The sequence below is a fragment of the Pseudomonas sp. 14P_5.3_Bac1 genome (assembly GCF_025466135.1).
In the GTDB taxonomy this organism is placed as follows: Bacteria; Pseudomonadota; Gammaproteobacteria; order Pseudomonadales; family Pseudomonadaceae; genus Aquipseudomonas.
The window spans coordinates 116232-138474 of sequence record NZ_JANLOF010000081.1; the positions used below are offsets into that span (position 1 = coordinate 116232).

Sequence of the window (22243 nt, forward strand, 5' to 3'; positions counted from 1 at the left end):
TGAGCGGGAAAATCAGCCTTCCAGTACAGCGAGAATTTCGTTCTCAGCCATTACCAGCAGGTCTTCGCCGTCAACTTTCACAGTGTTGCTGCCGGAGTAAGGGCCGAAAACAACCTTGTCACCGACTTTAACGGCCAGCGCACGCACTTCACCGTTTTCCAGAGTCTTGCCTGGGCCTGCAGCGACGATCACACCGTGGTTGGCTTTTTCAGCAGCCGAACCTGGCAGAACGATACCGCCAGCGGTTTTCTTTTCTTCTTCGCTGCGACGGATAACGACGCGGTCGTGCAGAGGACGAAGCTTGCTCATTGTCGATCTCTCCTAATTGTGTTTTTCATCGGCCGGTATCGGTACCGGCGGGTTGTATTCCGGCTGTGCCGGTCGCGCCTCGCCAAGCAAGACGCGGAAGTCTGTCTGGTGTCGCCACCAGAAACCTTGCGGTGACCGTTACATAAGGGCGCATAAGCTTATTACAAGGGGCCGCGGCGGAAATTTTTTATGCTTGCCGACGCACAAAAGCAACACGGCACCCGAAGGTGCCGTGCCAATAAAGCGGTTATTTGCTGTCGCGGTGTTCGAATTCGCCTTCGATCACATCGCCCTCGCGTCCCAACGGCGGGCGCGGAGCCGGGCCACCACGGGGTTGCAGGTCATCGGCGAACGCACGCTGGCGAATCGCCGCTTCTTCGGCGCGCTGACGCATCTTGCCGGCCAGCAGCTTGCGAGTGACCGGCAGCAACATCACCAGGCCGACCACGTCGCTGATAAAACCCGGCAGGATCAACAGGCCACCGGCCAGGGCCATCATCAGGCCTTCCAGCATGGTTTGAGCGGGCAGCTCGCCGCGGTTCAGGCTTTCACGCGCACGCAACGCTGTAGCCAAGCCGGCGACGCGCAGCACCAGAACGCCGAGCATCGAGCCGAGAATGATCAATAACAGTGCCGGGAAAAACCCGATTGCACTGCTGACTTGAACGAATACGAACAGCTCCAGCACCGGGAACAGCAGAAAGAGCAATAAAAAAGGGCGCATCAAATGGTTCCTCAACGCAAGAATGCCTTGCCAGTCCACCTTAGATGACGTCGCCATTTCGTGAATTCAAGCGTTGGCAGGCTCTTTTTTCGGCCAGACCTCAGCGTGAGCCAATGAAACCAGGGCTTCGCGTACTTGTGTCGGAGTGTTGCAAGGCGTCGCGAACGGCAACCAATGCAGCGACTGGCCAATGCGCAGGTGCATGCCTTCGCTGTCGATGCCGGCCAGTTGCGCGGGTTCAAAGGTCGGCAAGCCGGTCAGCGCGACGTAATGGGCAATGGCCTTGGTGTGGTCGGCGTTCATGTGCTCGACCATGCTGCGCTCGGCCTTGCCTGCAAACGGGTTGGCCAGTGTCAGGTGGTCGACCCAGTGAATCGCACCAAACCCGCCTATATAGCGGTGACGCACCGGCTTGAGCACCCAGAAGTCGAAATCGTGAGCCTTGTGGTAGTTGGCCGAATCGGGGAAGTAACGGTAGTAACGCTCGGCAGCCGCTTCAATGGCGGTGGCATCTTCGAGTTTCTCGGCTTCAGCCAGGTAGGTCAGGCGCCCCACTGCCTGCACGTCATCGGCATCGCGCTCACCCACCAGCAGCGAGCACTTGGGGTCTTTCTGCAAGTTATGGGTGTGCTGGGCGATACGGCTGATCAGGATCAGCGGGCGGCCCAGCTCGTCGAGGCAATACGGCACGACCGAGCCGAAGGGAAACCCGGGCATGGCTTTGGACAATGTGGAGAGAGCCCCACGGTATTCCTTGAGCAACAGCTCTCGGGCGTTCTTGGCAACGTGCGCGCTCAACGTATGACTCCTCGGGTATTCCGCCGCCCACAGCATATGGGAATGGATCTCAACACAAGGTAATCAATATCCGCGCAGGTTGCCAGAGTGCACTTACCAGGCCACACCGAACCCTGCGGTGTAACGGGTCTTGCTCAGGCTGCTTTGCGATTCGCCACTGATGATGTCGCGTTCAGCCTTGAGGTTGAGGGACGCCCATTCGGTGACCTTGTAACGCAGGCCCATTTGCGCATCGAGGGAATAATCGGACGGCCCGGCGAGCGGCTTGCCCACCTCGCCGTTGGTGAAGAACTCCACGGTCTTGCCCACCAGGTAGCGGTTGTAGTTCCACTTCATGGCCAGCGAGTAGAAATTGGATTTGCCGCCGTCGGCATATTCGTAATCGGTGCGGTTAACCAGCGAACCGAGGGAGAACGCGCCCAGCTCATCGTCCCAGAACTGGTAGCCAGGGCCGGTACCGACCGTGCGCTGGCGGGACAAGTCTTCCACCTTGTCGCGCTTGTAGGTCAGGCGGCCTTGCCAGAACCAATGCTCGGTGATGAAACGGTCCAGGTCATATTCCAGCGCCCAGTTGTCGGTGGTGGTGACGTCGTCCTGGAACTCGCGGTTGTATTCGCCCTGCGCGGTATGGCGCCACTGGCCGTGACGGGCCGTGGTCTTGAAGTCCACGTCGTAGTCGTTGGTGTCTTTGTCGGCACGCTTGTAGTCCAGCGCCAGGTCGACATTGCCCTTCCACACCAGGTCTTCGATGACCGGCTTGGGCTTGAGGATTTGCTGGATGCTGGCCAGTTCCACGGTTTTGGGCGCCTCGCCATTGGCCAGCACCACCTTGCCGTCATCCGCAGCTTTCAGGGATTTGGCCTTCTCACCGCTGTACGCGTCCTGCTTGACCAGTAGCTCCTGGTCACTTTCCAGGGTTTTCACCTGCTTCCAATCCACCGGGATGGCCCCTGCGTAGCTGGTCTGAATCAGCAACTTGCCACCGTCGAAGACTTTGATCTTGCCGGTCAGGCGGTCACCGTTCTTTAACCACACGGTGTCAGCGAGCAGGGGCGTGGAGGCGCTGAAAACAGCGAGGCACAGCAGGGTTCTGGACAACATAAGCGTATTCGGGGCTCAGGGTTGGCGAAAAAGGGGCGCTATCGTGTTAGATAGCTACGACTGACTCAAGTATTTATATTGAGTTCAATTCTCAACAGCATGATTACAGACGTTTCTTACAAAGACCCTGACGATGCCCACAGTGAATCAACCCGCCGATATTGCGCAAAGCCCGGCAGAAATGCGCCGCACGGCGTTGTACCTGACCTTGGCGCAAGTGCCCGAAGGCTGCGTAGTGAGTTACGGCGAATTGGCGCACCTGGCCGGGCTGGGCCGCGCGGCCCGCTGGGTCGGGCGCACGCTGAGCCAGTTGCCCGAGGACACCCGGTTGCCCTGGCACCGAGTGCTGGGTGCCGGTGGTCGGATAAGTCTGCCAGTGGGCAGTGCCTCAGGCGACGAGCAACGTGCGCGTTTACGCAGCGAAGGTGTCAGTATCCTGAACAATCGCGTTGATATTCAGCGTCATGGCTGGCGCCCGGTAGAGCACAGCGGTTAGAGTGCGCGCTTTGTTTCCGCAAATCTGAGGCAGACTCCAGCCCATGCCCCGTAAAACCTGGCGCGCCGCGCTCGCCGCCTATGCCAGCCCCTCGACGTTAGTGCTGTTGTTGCTCGGTTTCGCCGCCGGCTTGCCTTACATGTTGGTGTTCTCGACGCTTTCAGTGTGGTTGCGCGAGGCCGGTGTGGCCCGCGAGACCATCGGTTATGCGAGCCTGATCGGCTTGGCCTATGCCTTCAAATGGGTCTGGTCACCGCTGCTCGACCAATGGCGTTTGCCGCTGCTCGGTAAACTCGGACGACGTCGCTCCTGGCTGGTGCTGGCCCAGACGCTGGTGATCCTCGGGTTGATCGGCATGGGTTTTTGCGACCCGCAAAAACACCTGTCCTGGCTGATTGCGATTGCTGTGATCGTCGCCTTCGCCTCGGCCACCCAAGACATCGCGGTAGACGCCTATCGCCTGGAAATCGCCGACGACAGCCGCCAGGCTGCCCTCGCCGCCAGTTATATGTCCGGTTATCGCATCGCCGCCCTGCTGGCCACCGCCGGTGCACTGTTCTTTGCCGAGGGCTTCGGCTCGACCGGTTTCAACTATAAGCACTCGGCGTGGACCGGCACTTACGTGCTGTTCGGCCTGCTGATGATTCCGGCGCTGCTGACCACCCTGTTCATGCGCGAGCCCAATGTGCCACTGCGCACGCAGTTGCAGGCCGGCCGCTACAGCTTCGTGCATCAGCTGGTCTCGGTGTTTGTACTGATCGTGTTGCTGGTGTCCGTCCCGGCGATGTTCACCCAGCTCTACAACACCGATTTTGCCAGCGTCCTGTTCCACGGCGTCAGCCTGTGGGAACTGCTGATGGAAGACCGCGCCTTCCTGCGCGCCATCCTCTATATCATCCTGACCACGCTGTGCCTGTCGACCATGGGCCGACGCGGCCTGGCACCGGTGCTGACGCCGGTCAACGACTTTATCCTGCGCTACCGCTGGCAGGCCTTGCTGCTGCTCGGGCTGATCGCCACCTATCGCATGTCGGACACGGTGATGGGCGTGATGGCCAACGTGTTCTACATCGACCAGGGCTTCACCAAGGACCAGATTGCCGGAGTGAGCAAGATTTTCGGCCTGATCATGACCCTGCTCGGCGCCGGCATGGGCGGCTTGCTGATCGTGCGCTTCGGGATCCTGCCGATCCTGTTTATCGGCGGCGTGGCCTCGGCCGGCACCAACCTGTTGTTCGTGATGCTCGCGGACATGGGCCCCGACCTGCAGATGCTGATCTTCACCATCTCGCTGGACAACTTCAGTTCCGGCCTTGCCACCTCGGCGTTTGTCGCCTACCTGTCGAGCCTGACCAACCTCAAGTTCTCCGCCACCCAATATGCGCTGCTCAGCTCGATCATGCTGTTGCTGCCGCGCCTGATTGGCGGTTATTCAGGGGTAATGGTGGAGAAGTTCGGCTATCACAACTTCTTCCTGATCACCTGCCTGCTAGGCGTACCGACGCTGTTCCTGATTGCCCTGCACTGGTTTCAGGAAAATCGACGGATTCGGTTGAGCCCGCCCACCGAAGAATGACTCACCTCGGTCAATGTGGGAGCTGGCTTGCCTGCGATAGCATCAGCGCGACGTAACTGATACACCGCATCGCAGGCAAGCCAGCTCTACACAAGCCCGGTCGCCACAGAAACACCCCGCGACCTCATGCCTGTACTCCGGCAGCAACCGCCCGTACAATCCCAAGTCATTTCAAGTCCAAGCAACCGACAACGGCCTACCATGCGTACCAGTCAATATTTGCTCGCCACACAGAAAGAAACGCCTTCCGACGCGGTTGTGATCAGCCATCAGCTGATGCTGCGCGCCGGCATGATCCGCAAACTGGCCTCGGGCCTGTACACCTGGCTGCCCATGGGCTTGAAGGTGATGCGCAAGGTCGAAGCCATCGTTCGCGAAGAAATGAACGCCGCCGGCTCTCTGGAAGTGTTGATGCCGAGCACGCAACCGGCTGAGTTGTGGCAGGAATCCGGGCGCTGGGAAGAGTACGGCCCTGAGTTGCTGCGCTTCAAGGACCGTCATGGCCGCGATTTCTGCGCCGGCCCGACCCATGAAGAAGTGATCACCGACCTGATGCGCAACGAGCTGAGCAGCTACAAGCAGCTGCCGCTGAACCTGTATCAGATCCAGACCAAATTCCGTGATGAAATCCGCCCACGCTTCGGTTTGATGCGCGGCCGTGAATTCATCATGAAGGACGCCTACTCCTTCCACGCCGACCAGGCCTCCTTGCAGGTCACCTACGACCGCATGCACCAGGCCTACTGCAACGTGTTCACGCGCCTGGGCCTGAAATTCCGCCCGGTTGAAGCGGACAACGGCTCCATCGGCGGCGCCGGCTCCCACGAGTTCCACGTACTGGCCGAGTCCGGCGAAGACGATATCGTCTTCAGCAACGGTTCCGACTACGCGGCGAACATCGAGAAAGCCGAAGCCGTGCCACGGGAAACGTCCCGCCCGGCGCCAAGCGAAGAGTTGCGCCTGGTGGACACCCCAGAGACCAAGACCATCGCGGCGCTGGTGGAAAAATTCAATCTGCCGATTGAAAAGACCATCAAGACCCTGATCGTGCGCGCCGAAGAAGAAGGCAAGCTGATCGCCCTGGTCATCCGTGGCGACCACGAGCTCAACGAAATCAAGGCTGCCCAGCAACCTGGCGTGGCCAGCCCGCTGGTCATGGCCACCGATGCCGAACTGCGCGATGCGATTGGCGCCGGTGCCGGTTCGCTCGGCCCGCTGAACCTGCCGCTGCCGATCATCATCGACCGTTCGGTCGAACTGATGAGCGACTTCGGCATCGGCGCCAACATCGACGACAAGCACTACTTCGGCGTGAACTGGGAGCGTGACCTGCCAGTTCCAACCGTGGCCGACCTGCGTAACGTAGTCGCCGGCGACCCAAGCCCGGATGGCAAGGGCACCCTGGAAATCAAACGCGGCATCGAAGTCGGGCACATCTTCCAGCTGGGCAACAAGTACAGCAAGGCGATGAAGTGCGAAGTGCTGGGCGAGAACGGCAAGCCGATCACCCTCGACATGGGCTGCTACGGCATTGGCGTTTCCCGCGTGGTGGCAGCTGCCATCGAACAGAACAACGACGAGAAAGGCATCATCTGGAGTGACGCCCTGGCCCCATTCCAGGTGGCCCTGGTACCGCTGCGCTACGAAACCGAGCAAGTACGCGAAGCCACCGACAAACTGTATGCCGAACTGACGGCCGCCGGTTTTGAAGTGCTGCTGGATGACCGCGACAAGAAAACCAGCCCGGGCATCAAGTTCGCCGACATGGAACTGATTGGCATCCCGCACCGGATCGTGGTCAGTGACCGCGGCCTGGCCGATGGCAATCTGGAATACAAGAGCCGGACCGAAGCCGAAGCCCAACCGTTGCCGGTGGCTGACGTGCTGTCTTTCCTTCAGGCGCGTATTCGTCGCTGAAAACCAGATCAAGAGAAGTCATGTTCAAGCGAAACACCAGAGCCCTGAGGGGCGCCGCCTTGTGCGGCGCCCTGCTGGTCAGCGGCTGCGCCAACCAGATGTCGCAACGCAGTGAGCACGAGGAACGGGTCGAGCGCAAATTGCTCGACCACAGCCTGCAGATCGATGTAGGTGAACCCAAAGTGCTGGAACTGCCGCAACGCCGGGTTCGCATTCACGAGCAAAAGACCTTTGAGGTCACTGAATTCGAAGTCACCCGCCGTTACGATCGCTACACCCCCTACCAACCCTGGCGCAAACTCTACGAGATGCCCTTGGGCGCGGTCGCCCTGGTGGCCGGCGCGGGGGCCAACGTGGCGAACATCTTCGCCCTCGGCAACCTGCCGACCAGCATGACGCGTGATTGGCTGAGCTACGGCGTGGACGGCATCAACCCGTTCATGAACGTGCAATCCCACGGCCGTGCGCAACAGAACCTGGCCGGGATCGATGAAGTCCAGCGTGACAAGCGCACGGAGTATTCGAGCCTGCCCTGGAGCGAGCGCCCGGTACAGGTCACCGCCGGCAAGCAGACCCATGAGCTGACCACCGACCGCGACGGCGTGCTGCGCCTGAACCTGTTGGACAGCCCGTTTGCCGAGCAGGACCTGAACCGCGTCACCACCTTGAAGATCAGCGTGGAAGATGGCCAGGACGACGTGCACTCAGACTCCTCCCTGGCGATCAGCAACACCCTGCGCGGCAAGTTGCTGGAAGCCCATGGCCTGATCTACGACGACCTGGAAGACGACGAAGTCAACCAGTGGGTGCACCGGGTCAAGCGCCTGTCGGAGTTGGGCCTTGAGGAAGAAGCCAGTGAGCTGGAACAAAGCCTGATCGAACTGACCCGCAATGATCCCGAGTTGCAGCAGGAGTTTGTGCAGGCACTGACCAAGGATGCGGGGCGGTTGGTGGCGGACCCTGGGGCACGCTAGGACCTCAAGACAGGTAAAGATCTAAATGTGGGAGCGGGCTTGCTCGCGAAAGCGGTGTATCAGTGATGAATGTATCGACTGACACGGCGCCTTCGCGAGCAAGCCCGCTCCCACATTTGGCTCCCGGTTTTTACCAGGGAAACTGCAGCTGTTCGTTACCGCTGCTCAGATCCAGCAACCGCACCCCAATCCCCAGCAACCGCACCGGTTTGCCGCCGCGATTGAACGCCTGGGTCAACAGCTGTTGATAACTCTCCAGATCCCGCCCTGCCCCTGCCTGCTCCAGGGTGGTTTGGGTGAAGTCATGAAACTTCACTTTGACGAACGGCTTGCCCGCGCGATAGCTGCTGTCGATGCGCGCCATGCGTCCGGCCAGGGTTTCCATCAGCTCGGGCAGTTTCGCCAGGCAACTTGAGAGATCCGGCAAGTCCGCATCGTAGGTATTTTCCACACTGATGGATTGCCGACGGCTGTCGTTCTGCACCACGCGGTCATCAATCCCACGGGCCAGGCTCCAGAGCCGCTCGCCGAAACTGCCGAATTCACGCACCAGCGCCAGCTTGTTCCACTCACGCAATTGCAGGCAGTCTGCAATCCCCAGGCGCGCCAGCTTATCGGCGGTCACCTTGCCAACGCCGTGCAACTTGTTCACCGGCAACTGGGAGACGAAGTCTTCGACCTGATCCGGGGTGATCACAAACAGGCCGTTGGGTTTTTTCCAGTCGCTGGCGATCTTGGCCAGAAACTTGTTCGGCGCAACGCCGGCGGACACTGTGATGTGCAGCTGGTTGGAGACCCGGCGACGAATGTCTTGAGCGATGCGCGTGGCACTGCCGCCAAAGTGCGGGCTGTCAGAGACGTCCAGGTAGGCTTCGTCCAGCGACAGTGGCTCGATCAGGTCGGTGTAATCGCGAAAGATCGTCTGGATTTCCTTCGACGCTTCCTTATAGGCATCCATGCGCGGCTTGACGATGGTCAGGTCCGGGCACAGCTTCAAGGCGTGGCGCGATGACATGGCCGAACGCACCCCATAAGCCCGCGCCTCATAGTTGCAGGTGGCGATCACCCCTCTTCTGTCGGCCGAGCCGCCGACCGCGAGGGGCTTTTGTGCCAGGCTCGGATCGTCGCGCATCTCGATGGCGGCGTAGAAGCAATCACAGTCGACGTGGATGATTTTGCGCTGCGTCATATAAACAGAGGGTGTAATCCAACGGGCGGCCAGTATCGCATTCACCCCTGTATATAGCACCAGTAGTTTGAATCTTCCGCTTCAGCGGTAGGAAATTTCACTGATGAATTTATTTTCTCAATCGAAATTCGCCTGCCAATAGAGCTGAAACCCTCGGCCACACTGGCCTCGCGACCTTCCAAGGCTTGCCTTGGAGAGCTAACCGATTGAACCACAAGCGCTTTTCTTCGATTCACAGGTTGACACACTCGCGTTCCTCTGTAGAATGCCGACACACAGACGCGGGATGGAGCAGTCTGGTAGCTCGTCGGGCTCATAACCCGAAGGTCGTCGGTTCAAATCCGGCTCCCGCAACCAAACATCAAAAAAGGCTACTCGAAAGAGTGGCCTTTTTTGTGCGCGCCTGTTTTGCATGTGTACGCAAATTGTAAGACAGAAAAATCTTTGTCCGTCGCGCACTTACCGCACGTGGTCGGGGTGAAAGACGCTAATTCACACTAATTTGACCCATCGACCCATTAACGGTTGACACCTCGGCGTTGGGCTGTAGAATGCCGCCCACAGACGCGGGATGGAGCAGTCTGGTAGCTCGTCGGGCTCATAACCCGAAGGTCGTCGGTTCAAATCCGGCTCCCGCAACCAAACATCAAAAAAGGCTACTCGAAAGAGTGGCCTTTTTTGTATCTGACGAAAAAGTTCTTCTGAAACAATGGCATGGCATCTTTCATGAAACCGTACACGGTTTGTAGAGTCCATCTCATTGCAAGCTATGCTGAATGCTCAAGCATTACCCTCTACGACCAATGGCCGCAGTCGCCGCACCCGGCGATACGCGTTAATATTTGTAATTATTTTGTCCATAGGGATTGGTAACTTGGCTGGATACCTCCATCCTGTCGCGCACAATCCACGAGGTGATTGATGCGCGCCAACTCGTCTGAACCACAAGACACCGTCACAGCGACACAACCGATCACACCCACCCGCTTGCGTTGGCTGGATCTGTTGAGCAAATACCGTCAGCCGATCGGGCTGGCCGTTACCCTGTTGCTGTTCGCAATCGCCCTGATCGCCTGCCGACACTTACTGCTGGAACTGGATCTGTATGCGCTCCACGACTCGATCCTGGAAGTGCCCAGACCCGCCCTGCTGGGTGCGTTCGCGGCGGCCATCGCCGGTTTCATCATTCTGCTGGGTTATGAATTCTCCGGCGCACGCTATGCCGGGGTAAAACTGCCGGCCAAGACCCTGGCGCTGGGTGGCTTCACCGCGTTTGCCATCGGCAACGCCATTGGTTTGTCGATGCTCTCCGGCGGGTCTGTGCGCTACCGTTTATATGCACGTCACGGTATCGGGGCTTCGGAAGTGGCGCACATGACCGTGTTCGCCAGCCTGGCCCTTGGTACGGCGCTGCCGCCACTGGCAGCACTGGCCACACTGAGTAACCTGCCGGCGGCATCGACCTACCTGCACCTGTCGCAAGGCGTGCTCGGTGGTATTGCCGGTGCAGTGCTGCTGCTGTCCGCCGCGCTGTGCATCGGCATTTATCGCCGTCGCCTGCCGGAGCAACCTTATCCAGACAACCTGCTGGTCAAGGCGGGACGTCGTACCCTGCGCCTGCCGGGCCGGCGCCTGACGTTCCTGCAACTGATCATCACCGCGCTGGACGTAGCCGCTGCCGCCACCGTCCTTTATATGCTGCTGCCGGAAGCGCCGCCGTTCGGCCCCTTCCTGCTGGTGTACCTGCTGGCCCTGGCTGCCGGTGTACTCAGCCATGTGCCAGGCGGTGTTGGCGTGTTCGAAGCGATTCTGCTCGCGGCATTTGCCGACAAGCTTGGCGCCGCGCCATTGGCTGCCGCCCTGCTGCTATACCGCATGATTTATGTGGTGCTGCCGCTGCTGATCGCCTGCGTGTTCCTGCTGGTCAACGAGGCCCAGCGCCTGTTCCAGACGCAGCAAAGCCTGCGGGTTGCCTCTGGCCTGGCCGCGCCGGTGTTGGCCGTACTGGTTTTTTTGTCCGGCGTGGTCCTGCTGTTTTCCGGCGCAACGCCGGAAATCGACTCACGCCTGGAAAACATCGGCTTCCTGATTCCCCACCGCCTGATTGACGCCTCGCACTTCGGTGCCAGCTTGATCGGCGTGCTGTGCCTGTTGCTCGCCCAGGGCTTGCGTCGGCGTTTGTCGGCCGCCTGGATGCTGACCATGGTGTTGCTGCTCACCGGCGCCCTGCTCTCACTGCTTAAAGGCTTCGATTGGGAAGAAGCCAGCCTGATGATCATGACCGCCGTGCTGCTGGCGATCTTCCGGCGCTCGTTCTACCGCGCCAGCCGCCTGACCGAGCTGCCGTTCTCGCCGCTGTACCTGGTGGCCAGCGTCTGTGTGTTGGGCGCCTCGATCTGGCTGCTGCTGTTTGCCTATCAAGACGTGCCGTACAGCCACCAGCTGTGGTGGCAGTTCACCCTGGACGCCAACGCCCCACGCGGCCTGCGCTCGCTGCTGGGTGCAGCGGTGCTGTTGGTGATCGTCTCGCTGACCTGGCTGCTGCGCACCGCACGCCCGGTGATTCATCTGCCAACCCCGGACGAACTGGAACGCGCCACCAAGATCCTGATGGCCTCCTCACAGCCCGACGGAGGCCTGGCGCTGACCGGCGACAAGGCGCTGCTGTTCCACCCCAACGATGAAGCCTTCCTGATGTACGCCCGCCGTGGGCGCAGCCTGGTGGCCTTGTATGACCCGATCGGCCCGACCCAGCCGCGCGCCGAGATGATCTGGCAGTTCCGTGACCTGTGCGACATCCATCACGCGCGCCCGGTGTTTTACCAGGTACGCGCCGAGAACCTGCCGTACTACATGGACATCGGCCTGACCGCGATCAAGCTGGGCGAAGAAGCCCGCGTCGACCTGAAACGCTTTGACCTGGAAGCCAAGGGCAAAGAGATGAAGGACCTGCGCTACACCTGGAACCGTGGCACCCGGGACGGCCTGTCCCTGGAAATCTTCGAACCGGGCCAGGCGCCGATGGAAGAACTCAAAGTCATCTCCGATGCCTGGCTGACCGGCAAGAACGTGCGGGAAAAGGGCTTTTCTCTGGGCCGTTTCAGCGACGACTACCTCAAGCACTTTCGTATTGCGATTATTCGCTTCGAAGGGCGCCCGGTGGCCTTCGCCAACCTGCTCGAGACTTACAACCATGACCTGGCCAGTCTCGACCTGATGCGTGCGCACCCGGACGCGCCGAAGCTGACCATGGAATTCATGATGGTTGGCCTGATTCAACATTATAAGAACCACGACTACGCCCGCTTCAGCCTCGGCATGGTGCCGTTGTCGGGCCTGCAACCACGCCGTGGCGCACCGCTGACCCAACGCCTGGGCTCGATGGTGTTCCGACGTGGCGAGCAACTGTATAACTTCCAAGGTTTGCGCCGCTTTAAAGACAAGTTCCAGCCTGACTGGGAACCCCGTTATATGGCCGTGCCCGCAGGACTTGATCCGCTGGTGGCACTGGCCGATACCGCCGCCCTGATTGCGGGCGGCTTGACTGGATTGGTGAAACGCTGATGATTCGACGCTCCTGGCGGTATGTATTGGCCTTTGTAGTGCTGCTCGCGCTGATCGCGGCGGGTGGCTTCTGGTACTGGAACCGCCCTGCCCCGCAACCGACCCTGGAACAACTGCCCCAGGCCGACGGTTCGGTGATGACCCGCGTGACGCCTAACGGCTCGGCAAAAGCCCGTGTGGCCGTGGCCGTGATGGCCGATGAGACCCTGACCGATAGCCAACTGATTGCCCTGAGCCAGGGCGGCTCCGCGCAAATCGTTCAAGTGATCCTGCCAAAGGATGACTGCAAGCTGCAGGAACAAGCGCTGCAAAGCGCCCTGGCCCAGCTCAAAGGCCCGGCGACGCTGGTCAGCGGCATCGGCCCTGGCGCAGCACTCGCCTGGCGCTGGCTGGCCACACAGAACGACGACAAGGCCAATGCTATCTCCGTCGGCTTCGCCCTGGTGCAGGAAGGCTGCAAGGACCCGCTGCCCAAGACCTCTGCCCATGGCAATTGGCTGGTGGCGTGGAACGACAACCCTGACGATGAAAGTGCCAGTTTCGTACGCGACACCCCGCGCGCGACGACCAGCATCAGCGACTACGACATCCACTACCCGCAAGTGCTGAACAACGAACTGCGCAAGCAACTGGTGGGTTCGGACAATGGCGGCCTGGCGATTCCCGTGGTGGAAGTACCGGCCGGCCAAGCCAAGGACACCGTTACCCTGTTCCTCTCCGGTGATGGCGGCTGGCGTGACCTGGACCGTGACGTCGCCGGTGAAATGGCCAAGATCGGTTACCCGGTCGTGGGCATCGACACCTTGCGCTACTACTGGCAGCACAAAACGCCCGAGCAAAGCGCCAAGGACCTCACCGAATTGATGCAGCACTACCGGCAGAAATGGGGCACCAAGCGCTTCGTGCTGACCGGTTATTCATTCGGCGCCGACGTACTCCCGGCGATCTACAACCGCATGCCGGAAAACGAACAGCAACGCGTCGACGCAATCATCCTGCTGGCGTTCGCACGTACCGGCAGCTTTGAGATCGAAGTGGAAGGTTGGTTGGGCAACGCCGGCAAAGAAGCCGCGACCGGCCCGGAAATGGCCAAGCTGCCGGCTGACAAAGTGGTGTGCATCTACGGCGCCGAAGAAGTCGACGAGAGTGGCTGCACCGACAAGACCGCTGTTGGCGAAGCCGTGAAGCTGCCAGGCGGGCATCACTTTGACGAGAACTACCCAGCGCTGGCACAGCGCCTGGTGGATATCATCGTGAAGCATCAGGCCAAGGACAAAGCCGAGTAATTCCAGGTATTACATGGCTTAAAATGTGGGAGGGGGCAAGCCCCCTCCCACATTTGTTTTTGCAGTGTTATTTAGATTTAGCGCGGTTCGATATGCGCAATCATCAATTGCACAGTTTCATTCCCACGAAACTCGTTCACGTCCAGCTTGTAGGCCAACTCGACCCAACGCACTGTCGGATTAGGCCAGACCTCACGGTCCACACCAAACGCAATGCCATCCAGCTTCACCGACCCGCATTCGCTTTTGAGCACCACTTTGAGGTGCCGCTCACCCACGACGCGCTGCTCGACCAACTGAAACACACCGTGAAACAACGGCTCGGGAAAGTGCTGCCCCCACGGCCCGGCATGCCGCAATGCGCGCGCCAGTTCCAGGTGAAACTCTTCCACCGCCAGGGTGCCGTCCGACAGCAGCCGGCCCGTCAGGTCTTCTTCCCGCAGTTGCCGACGGACTTCAGCGTCAAAGGCTTCGGCAAACAGTGGGAAATTCGCCTCGGGCAAGGTCAGACCGGCCGCCATCGCGTGGCCGCCGTATTTGGTGATCAGGTTGGGATGCTGGCTGGCGACGACCGCCAGCGCATCACGGATGTGAAAACCCTGCACAGAGCGCCCTGAGCCCTTGAGCAGGCCATCACCGGCATCGGCGAAGGCGATGGTCGGGCGGAAATACCGCTCCTTCATTCGCGACGCCAAAATACCGATCACGCCTTGGTGCCATTCCGGGTCGAACAGGCACAAACCGTAGGGCATCGATTCCACGGGCAAGTCCTTGAGCTGGGCGAGCGCTTCGCGCTGCATGCCCTGTTCGATGGATTTGCGGTCCTGGTTCATACCGTCCAGCTGCGCCGCCATTTCCCGCGCGGCGGCGAAGTCGGTGGTGAGCAGGCATTCGATGCCCAGGCTCATATCGTCCAGGCGCCCGGCGGCGTTCAAGCGCGGCCCGAGGATAAAACCAAGGTCGGTGGAGGTGATTCGCGCGTGGTCGCGCTTGGCGACTTCAAGAATCGCCTTGATGCCCGGCCGCGCACGACCGGCGCGAATGCGCTCCAGGCCCTGATGCACCAGGATGCGGTTGTTGGCGTCCAGCGGCACCACGTCGGCGACACTGCCCAGGGCCACCAGGTCGAGCAACTCGCCGATGTTCGGCTGAGGCGTGTTGGCGTACCAACCCAGGCTGCGCAGTCGCGCGCGCAGGGCCATCAGCACATAAAAGATCACGCCTACGCCAGCCAGCGCCTTGCTGGGAAATTCACAACCGGGCTGGTTCGGATTGACGATGGCATCTGCCGCCGGCAGCTCATCACCCGGCAAGTGGTGGTCGGTGACCAACACCTTCAACCCCGCCGCCTTGGCCGCCGCGACGCCTTCGACACTGGAAATGCCGTTGTCCACGGTGATCAGCAACTGCGGCTCGCGCTGCAGCGCCACCGCAACGATTTCCGGAGTCAGGCCATAGCCGTACTCGAAGCGGTTGGGCACCAGGTAGTCGACATGGGCCGCACCGAGCAAACGCAGGCCCAGGGTGCCCACCGTGCTGGCAGTGGCGCCATCGGCGTCGAAGTCACCGACGATGAGGATGCGCTGGCGCTGCTCCAAGGCCGTCACCAGCAGGTCTACCGCCGCGTCGATGCCCTTGAGCTGCTGGTAGGGAATCAACCGCGCCAGGCTCTTGTCCAGCTCAGCTTCGGACTGCACCCCGCGTGCGGCGTAAAGACGGGTCAACAGCGGTGGCAATTCACCGAGAAACGGCAGGACAGCGGGCAACGGGCGAGGATCGATACGCATGGGGCGACGGAAGCTTCTCTTCTAGTACAACGGTTAAACAACAATGCTGAAAGCAACATGGATCAACTGTAGGAACCGGCTTGCTCGCGAATGCATCACCTCGGTATAGCTGAAAGACCGAGGTGTCTGCATCGCAGGCAAGCCAGCTCCCACAATTTCAACCGCGCTCGCCGACCAGCCACTGCAGTTGCACTTCGTGCTGACCGCGATCGTCGGTCACAAAAATCGTGCCTTCACTGATCATCACGTCCCACTTGATCACGCGCGGCATGTCCTTGGCCAGGGTCTCGAGGACTTCCTGCGGCACGGCAGCGATGTGCACGTTCTTCAGGTTGTTGGCCACCGGCACCACTTTGCCTTCCCACACGCGCAAGCTGCCATAGGCCAGCAAACTGGTGCGCTCGGTACGGCGTGAACACCAGGTCAGGCGGTCGGCGTCAGGCTGGCCGACTTCGATCCAGTGCAGAACCCGATCATCCAGGCTTTTTTCCCACAGGGCTGGTTCGTCTACATCTGACAGGCCACGACCGAACGCCAGTTGCTCGTTGTACCAGAGGGCGTAGGCCAGCAGGCGCACGGTCATGCGCTCTTCGGTTTCCGATGGATGGCGGGCGATGGTCTGTTTGACGCTCTCATACACCGAGCGATCAAGGTCGGTGAGGTTGAGTTCGAATTTGTAGGTCGTGGACGGCTGGGCCATGAACGGGCTTCTAGAGACAGGGAAAGGCGGCCAGTCTAACCGATGGCGAGGTCAATCAACGAATACGGCGTTGCATCATCCTTATCCCTGGGCCGCTCGCCTATGTTAAAAGGCATCACACCACCGCCCCACGCTTGCTAAGGATCCTCATGTCGTTTAATGCCAAACCGCTTGCCGGCCTGAAAGTCATCGAACTGGGCACCCTGATCGCCGGACCGTTTGCGTCACGTATCTGTGCCGAATTCGGGGCCGAGGTGATCAAGGTCGAGTCCCCTGATGGCGGCGACCCGCTGCGTAAATGGCGCAAGCTGTATGAGGGCACATCGCTGTGGTGGTTTGTGCAGGCGCGCAACAAGAAGTCGCTGACGCTGAACCTCAAGCACCCGGATGGCCTGGCGATTCTCAAACAGTTGCTGGCAGACGCCGACATCCTGATTGAAAACTTTCGCCCCGGGGTACTGGAAAAACTCGGTTTGAGCTGGGAAACCCTGCATGCCCTGAACCCGAAGCTGGTGATGGTACGGCTTTCAGGTTTTGGCCAGACCGGGCCAATGAAGGACCAGCCAGGGTTCGGCGCAGTGGGCGAATCCATGGGCGGTTTGCGCTATATCACCGGTTTCGAAGATCGCCCGCCGGTACGCACCGGGATTTCCATCGGCGATTCGATAGCCGCCTTGTGGGCAGTGATTGGTGCGCTGATGGCGCTGCGTCATCGCGAAGTCAACGGCGGGCTTGGCCAGGTGGTGGACGTGGCGCTGTATGAAGCTATCTTCGCGATGATGGAGAGCATGATCCCGGAGTTTGATGTGTTCGGGTTTATCCGCGAACGCACCGGCAACATCATGCCCGGCATCACGCCGTCTTCGATCCATACCAGCGCCGATGGCAAGCATGTGCAGATTGGGGCCAATGGCGATGCGATCTTCAAGCGCTTCATGTCGGCGATTGGGCGTGAGGACCTGGCCAACGATCCGACCTTGGCGAGCAATGATGGACGCGACAGCCGCCGTGACGAGCTGTATGGCGTGATCGACCGCTGGGTCAATTCGCTGCCCCTGGACCAAGTGGTCGAGCAACTCAACCAGGCCGAGGTGCCCGCCAGCCGCATCTACAGCGCCGAAGACATGCTTGGCGACCCGCAGTTTCTGGCGCGGGAAATGTTCCTCAAGGCGCAGTTGCCGGGCGGCAAGGACTTCAAAATGCCGGGGATCGTGCCCAAGCTGTCGGACACGCCCGGCAGTTGTGAATGGGTCGGGCCGCAGTTGGGCGAGCACAACAGCGAGGTGCTTAACCAATTGGGCTACGACACGGCGGCCATCGCCCGCTTGCGCGAGGGCGGCGCGATCTGATGGCTGGCCCGTGTAGACGCTGGTCCATTCCCCTGTGCTTTGTCGGCGCGATGTTCGGCGTATGGCCGCTCGCCGCGCGTGCCGAGGACACGATAATCTGGTTGCTGCGCGACCTGCCGCCGCTGATCATCTTCGAGGGCCCACAGAAAGGCCAAGGGGCATTGGATCAATTGCTGCCAGTGCTCAGCGAGCGCCTGACGCAATACCGGCACACCGTGATGCACGTCAATCGCGCCCGCGGCATCCAGATGCTGCGCGCTGACTCCCTGACCTGCGATCCGTTACTGCTGTGGACGCCGGAACGCGCGAAGTACATTGTGTTTTCCGCCCAGGCGTTTGCGGTGGCGAGCAACGGCGTAGCCATTCGACGAAGCCAGCAGGCGGCAATGGCGCCCTTTATCGTCAATGAACAATTTGACCTGCAAGCCTTCCTCGACGCCCACAAAGCACGCATCGGCGCCACGGCCGAACGCAGTTACGGCCCCGTCATCGATGAACAGCTAAAAGGCGCCGATCCGCACATTCTGGCGCTGCATTACGGCAATGACGCCCTTGGCAGTCTGCTGCAAATGCAACGTCTTGGGCGGCTGGAGGCGGTGCTGGGCTACTGGCCGGAAATCCGCTATCACGCCACGCAACAGGGCATCGCCGCACGAGACCTGGTGTTTTATCCCATCAAGGGCTCAGCGCCTTATCAGCGTACGCATATCGGTTGCTCGGACACGCCTCAAGGCCGCCAGGCCATGGCACGTATCGACCAGGTATTACGCGACATCCCACAGGCGCAGTTACAGCAGTCCTATACGTCGTGGTTGGACCCGGTCACGCGTGAACAGTACTTGCGTGACAACCCTGATTTTTTCCAGGATTCACCGACCCCCTGAGGCATCACAGGGCAAATCGCAGGCAAAAAGAAACCCCGAAGAGTGGGGAGACACTTCGGGGTTAAACGTGGCCTACAAAGACCAGTACAACAAGCCACAAACACCGGAGCACAATGTTTGCTCTTGCTGTTACAAAATCTGACCGGCCATGCTGTAGGAAGTTTCCCTAGTTAAACAATTCTTCATGCAAGGGCGCCATTGCGGGCCTGGGCAGCGCTGCGCAAGGCCGCGATGACGGACGGCTCCAGACGCCCTTCGGCGATTTTCAGGTCGCGCAGCAGGCAATCCACCACATCCACCAGCACGCGTTTATCGGTCAATTGCGCGCGGTCGACTTCACGCTCCACAACGATGGCGCCGGCCGGGTTCTTCACGGTCACCAGGCACTCGTCTTGCACACCAGCGGTGGTCAATGTCACCTGATAAGGGCTCAGTGCTTCTTCGAGCAATAGGCTGATACTTTCCATCTCGATCACCACTCAATAGTTCGGGAACAATCGTTTCAACGGGAGCTGCATCTATCCTAAGTGACTGGTTATGACGTAGGAAAGTTCGCTTTATCGTCTTTATGGGGCAGTCAGGGAGCGACGTGAACCAGCATGCGCTTGCAACATGACAGGCAAAAAACGGCCGCACATAACTGCTTACGCAATGGTTGACCGTTTTGAGGTTCCCGAAACAAAAAACGCCGCTGCCCCAACGAAGGGAAAGCGGCGTTTTTGTCTACGCGGCTCGCCTTACAACGGCTTACCACGATTCCCGTGCTGGCTGACAAACGCCTGCACAGTCTTCAAGTCATTGGCCAGCACCGTGCAACGCTCTTCGCGCTCGAACAGGTCAGCCAAGTGCTCCGGCAATTCCAGCGCCTTGCCTACGCCCGCCTTCTCCACCGCTTCCGGGAACTTGACCGGGTGAGCCGTACCCAGAATGACCATCGGAATATCCAGGCTGCGACGGCATTCGCGCGCAGCCTTCACGCCGATAGCGGTGTGCGGGTCCAGCAGCTCGCCGGTCTGGGCGTAGACCTCAGCGATGGTTTCGCAGGTCTGTGCGTCGTCCACCGCCAGGGAGTCGAACAGCTTGCGCGTTTCGGTCCAGCGCTCTTGGTCAACGCTGAAACCGCCACCGCTCTTGAAGCTGCTCATCAACTCGGCCAGGGCGGCGCCATTGCGACCGTGCATGTCGAAGAGCAGGCGTTCGAAGTTCGACGACACCATGATGTCCATCGACGGCGACAGCGTGGCGTGCAGGGTTTCCTTGACGTACTGGTTGCCGCTCATGAAGCGGTGCAGGATGTCGTTGCGGTTGGTGGCGACGATCAGTTGGTTGATCGGCAGGCCCATGTTGCGCGCCAGGTAACCGGCGAAAATGTCGCCGAAGTTGCCGGTCGGCACAGAGAACGACACCGAACGCGCCGGGCCGCCCAACTGCAGGGCTGCGTGGAAGTAGTAGACGATCTGGGCCATGATCCGCGCCCAGTTGATCGAGTTCACGGCGACCAGGCGCGTGCCCTTGAGGAAGCTCTGGTCGGCGAAGCTGTTCTTGACCATTTCCTGGCAGTCATCGAAGTTGCCTTCGATGGCGATGTTGTGGATGTTCTCACCAAAAATGGTGGTCATCTGGCGACGCTGCACTTCCGACACGCGCTTGTGCGGGTGCAGGATGAAGATGTCGACGTTTTCACAGTGCTTACAACCTTCAATGGCCGCCGAACCGGTATCACCGGAGGTCGCGCCAATGATCACCACGCGCTCGCCGCGTTTTTCCAACACGTAATCGAGCAGGCGACCGAGCAATTGCAGGGCGAAGTCCTTGAACGCCAGGGTCGGGCCGTGGAACAGCTCAAGTACCCATTCGTTGCCATTGAGCTGACGCAATGGCGCGATGGCGCTGTGGGAAAACACGCCGTAGGTCTCTTCGAGGATCTTCTTGAAGTCCGCATCCGGAATGCTGCCGGTGACAAACGGGCGCATCACACGGAAGGCCAGCTCGTGGTACGGCAGGCCGGCCCACGAGGCGATTTCTTCCTGGGTGAAGCGTGGCAGGTTTTCCGGCACATACAGGCCGCCGTCAGTGGCAAGGCCTGCCAGCAAAACGTCTTCGAAATTCAGGGCCGGTGCCTGGCCGCGGGTGCTGATGTAACGCATAGGGGCAAACCTTCGGTTTGGGCTTCAAGCTTCAAGTGACAAGCTGCAAGTAACAGTGGATCTGCTTTTACTTGCAGCTTGCAGTTTGGCGCTTGCAGCTGAATTAATTTAGATGTTCGACGCGAATACGAACGACCGGCCCAACCACGCCTTGAAGAGCTTCGAGCGCCCGGATGGCATCGTTCATGTGCTGCTCGAGCACGCGATGGGTCAGCAGGATCATCGGCACCTGGCCGTTTTGTTCCTCGACTTCCTTCTGCATGATCGACTCGATGTTGATGCCGCGCTCCGACAGGATGCTCGCCACCTGGGCCAACACGCCCGGATGATCCTGGGCCTGGATACGCAGGTAGTAGGCGCTTTCGCAGGCTTCGATCGGCAGGATCGGGTGAGCCGACAGCGAATCCGGCTGGAACGCCAGGTGCGGCACGCGGTTCTCCGGGTCGCTGGTCATGGCGCGAACCACGTCAACCAGGTCGGCGATCACCGACGAAGCGGTCGGCTCCATGCCTGCGCCGGCGCCGTAGAACAGGGTCGAACCTGCCGCGTCACCGTTAACCATCACCGCGTTCATCACGCCGTTGACGTTGGCGATCAGGCGATCGGCCGGGATCAGGGTCGGGTGTACACGCAGCTCGATACCGGCCGGGGTGCTGCGCGCTACGCCCAAGTGCTTGATGCGGTAGCCCAAGGCTTCGGCGTAATTCACGTCGGCGGTGGTCAGCTTGGTGATGCCTTCGGTGTAGGCCTTGTCGAACTGCAGCGGGACGCCAAACGCGATGGACGCCAGGATGGTCAGTTTGTGCGCGGCGTCGATGCCTTCAACGTCGAAAGTCGGGTCGGCTTCGGCGTAACCCAGGGCTTGGGCTTCGGCCAGCACGTCTTCGAAGGTACGGCCCTTCTCGCGCATTTCGGTGAGGATGAAGTTACCGGTACCGTTGATGATCCCGGCCACCCAGTTGATGCGGTTGGCGGACAGGCCTTCACGGATCGCCTTGATCACCGGGATGCCACCGGCCACGGCGGCTTCGAAGGCCACGATCACACCCTTTTCGCGCGCCTTGGCGAAGATCTCGTTGCCATGCACGGCAATCAGCGCCTTGTTGGCGGTGACCACGTGCTTACCGTTCTCAATGGCCAGCAGCACCAGATCACGGGCCACGGTGTAGCCGCCAACCAGCTCGATGACAATATCGATTTCAGGGTTGGTCGCCACGGCGAAGACATCGTTGGTAATCGCAATACCGGTCGTTTGGAACTGAGGCTTTGGCGTACGCGTGGCAATTTGTGCCACTTCAATCCCACGCCCTGCACGGCGGGAAATTTCTTCAGCATTACGCTGAAGTACGTTGAAGGTGCCGCCACCGACGGTCCCTAACCCACAGATGCCTACTTTGACCGGTTTCACTGAAGAACTCCCCATGAAACGGCCGACTCAAGGT

At 60.2% G+C, this 22243-nt stretch carries 18 protein-coding genes and 2 tRNA genes; 10 read left to right on the top strand and 10 right to left on the bottom strand.

Annotated features, from left to right (window positions below; all coding sequences use genetic code 11):
* Window positions 1–12: 12 nt before the first annotated feature.
* The 4 genes from groES to NTD89_RS22755 all read right to left on the bottom strand — a co-directional run bounded on the left by groES (window position 13) and on the right by NTD89_RS22755 (window position 2932).
* Window positions 13–309 carry a co-chaperone GroES gene (groES, locus tag NTD89_RS22740; RefSeq protein WP_017846112.1) on the bottom strand — a complete coding sequence of 99 codons (297 nt, stop codon included), beginning with the start codon at window positions 307–309 and terminating at the stop codon, window positions 13–15.
* Between the two features lie 247 nt (window positions 310–556).
* Window positions 557–1033 (bottom strand): FxsA family protein, encoded by a 477-nt coding sequence (locus tag NTD89_RS22745; protein WP_145165446.1) that lies wholly within the window; start codon window positions 1031–1033, stop codon window positions 557–559.
* A gap of 66 nt (window positions 1034–1099) precedes the next feature.
* On the bottom strand, window positions 1100–1831 hold the full coding sequence (locus tag NTD89_RS22750) for a HugZ family protein (protein ID WP_262209830.1): 732 nt from the start codon (window positions 1829–1831) through the stop codon (window positions 1100–1102).
* Window positions 1832–1924: 93 nt separating this feature from the next.
* A complete protein-coding gene (locus NTD89_RS22755) occupies window positions 1925–2932 on the bottom strand; it encodes a DUF481 domain-containing protein (protein ID WP_145165448.1) in 1008 nt (335 codons plus the stop codon).
* 133 nt (window positions 2933–3065) lie between these two features.
* On the opposite strand from NTD89_RS22755, the gene NTD89_RS22760 reads away from it, so the two are divergent.
* The 4 genes from NTD89_RS22760 to NTD89_RS22775 all read left to right on the top strand — a co-directional run bounded on the left by NTD89_RS22760 (window position 3066) and on the right by NTD89_RS22775 (window position 7895).
* Window positions 3066–3428 carry an MGMT family protein gene (locus tag NTD89_RS22760; protein ID WP_145165450.1) on the top strand — a complete coding sequence of 121 codons (363 nt, stop codon included), beginning with the start codon at window positions 3066–3068 and terminating at the stop codon, window positions 3426–3428.
* Window positions 3429–3471: 43 nt separating this feature from the next.
* Window positions 3472–5004 (top strand): AmpG family muropeptide MFS transporter, encoded by a 1533-nt coding sequence (locus NTD89_RS22765; protein ID WP_242199923.1) that lies wholly within the window; start codon window positions 3472–3474, stop codon window positions 5002–5004.
* Between the two features lie 201 nt (window positions 5005–5205).
* Window positions 5206–6921, top strand: a complete 1716-nt coding sequence (locus NTD89_RS22770; protein WP_106578324.1) for a proline--tRNA ligase — start codon at window positions 5206–5208, stop codon at window positions 6919–6921.
* A 20-nt stretch (window positions 6922–6941) separates the two neighbouring features.
* A complete protein-coding gene (locus NTD89_RS22775; RefSeq protein WP_262209832.1) occupies window positions 6942–7895 on the top strand; it encodes a hypothetical protein in 954 nt (317 codons plus the stop codon).
* A 130-nt stretch (window positions 7896–8025) separates the two neighbouring features.
* Here the strand turns inward: NTD89_RS22775 and dinB are convergent, their stop codons facing one another.
* Entirely contained in the window at window positions 8026–9084 is a 1059-nt protein-coding gene (dinB, locus tag NTD89_RS22780; protein WP_262209833.1) for a DNA polymerase IV, read from the bottom strand.
* 280 nt (window positions 9085–9364) lie between these two features.
* Here dinB and NTD89_RS22785 point away from each other — a divergent pair.
* The 4 genes from NTD89_RS22785 to NTD89_RS22800 all read left to right on the top strand — a co-directional run bounded on the left by NTD89_RS22785 (window position 9365) and on the right by NTD89_RS22800 (window position 13934).
* Window positions 9365–9441, top strand: a tRNA-Met gene (locus tag NTD89_RS22785).
* A gap of 208 nt (window positions 9442–9649) precedes the next feature.
* A tRNA-Met gene (locus tag NTD89_RS22790) sits at window positions 9650–9726 on the top strand.
* A gap of 279 nt (window positions 9727–10005) precedes the next feature.
* On the top strand, window positions 10006–12648 hold the full coding sequence (gene mprF, locus NTD89_RS22795; protein WP_145164127.1) for a bifunctional lysylphosphatidylglycerol flippase/synthetase MprF: 2643 nt from the start codon (window positions 10006–10008) through the stop codon (window positions 12646–12648).
* Window positions 12648–13934: a virulence factor family protein gene (locus tag NTD89_RS22800; RefSeq protein WP_106578320.1), complete on the top strand. Its 1287-nt coding sequence runs from the start codon at window positions 12648–12650 to the stop codon at window positions 13932–13934. The genes mprF and NTD89_RS22800 overlap by 1 nt, the downstream gene beginning before the upstream one ends.
* Before the next feature lie 77 nt (window positions 13935–14011).
* On the opposite strand, the gene recJ is transcribed toward NTD89_RS22800, so the two are convergent.
* Together recJ and NTD89_RS22810 are read right to left on the bottom strand one after the other, a co-directional pair.
* Window positions 14012–15721, bottom strand: coding sequence for a single-stranded-DNA-specific exonuclease RecJ (gene recJ, locus NTD89_RS22805; protein ID WP_145164129.1), 1710 nt, complete (start codon window positions 15719–15721; stop codon window positions 14012–14014).
* Window positions 15722–15878: 157 nt separating this feature from the next.
* Window positions 15879–16421, bottom strand: coding sequence for a YaeQ family protein (locus tag NTD89_RS22810; RefSeq protein ID WP_003193952.1), 543 nt, complete (start codon window positions 16419–16421; stop codon window positions 15879–15881).
* 149 nt (window positions 16422–16570) lie between these two features.
* On the opposite strand from NTD89_RS22810, the gene NTD89_RS22815 reads away from it, so the two are divergent.
* Complete coding sequence (locus NTD89_RS22815; protein WP_262209836.1) at window positions 16571–17770, top strand: CaiB/BaiF CoA transferase family protein; 1200 nt, start codon at window positions 16571–16573, stop codon at window positions 17768–17770.
* Window positions 17770–18654 (top strand): TIGR02285 family protein, encoded by an 885-nt coding sequence (locus NTD89_RS22820; protein ID WP_410017226.1) that lies wholly within the window; start codon window positions 17770–17772, stop codon window positions 18652–18654. The genes NTD89_RS22815 and NTD89_RS22820 overlap by 1 nt, the downstream gene beginning before the upstream one ends.
* Before the next feature lie 182 nt (window positions 18655–18836).
* Here NTD89_RS22820 and NTD89_RS22825 read toward each other — a convergent pair whose 3' ends face one another.
* The 3 genes from NTD89_RS22825 to NTD89_RS22835 form a co-directional block, all read right to left on the bottom strand.
* Complete coding sequence (locus NTD89_RS22825; protein WP_262209837.1) at window positions 18837–19121, bottom strand: DUF3509 domain-containing protein; 285 nt, start codon at window positions 19119–19121, stop codon at window positions 18837–18839.
* A 270-nt stretch (window positions 19122–19391) separates the two neighbouring features.
* Window positions 19392–20801, bottom strand: a complete 1410-nt coding sequence (gene thrC / locus NTD89_RS22830) for a threonine synthase (protein WP_119736873.1) — start codon at window positions 20799–20801, stop codon at window positions 19392–19394.
* Window positions 20802–20904: 103 nt separating this feature from the next.
* A complete protein-coding gene (locus NTD89_RS22835; RefSeq protein ID WP_106578313.1) occupies window positions 20905–22209 on the bottom strand; it encodes a homoserine dehydrogenase in 1305 nt (434 codons plus the stop codon).
* Window positions 22210–22243: the final 34 nt, after the last annotated feature.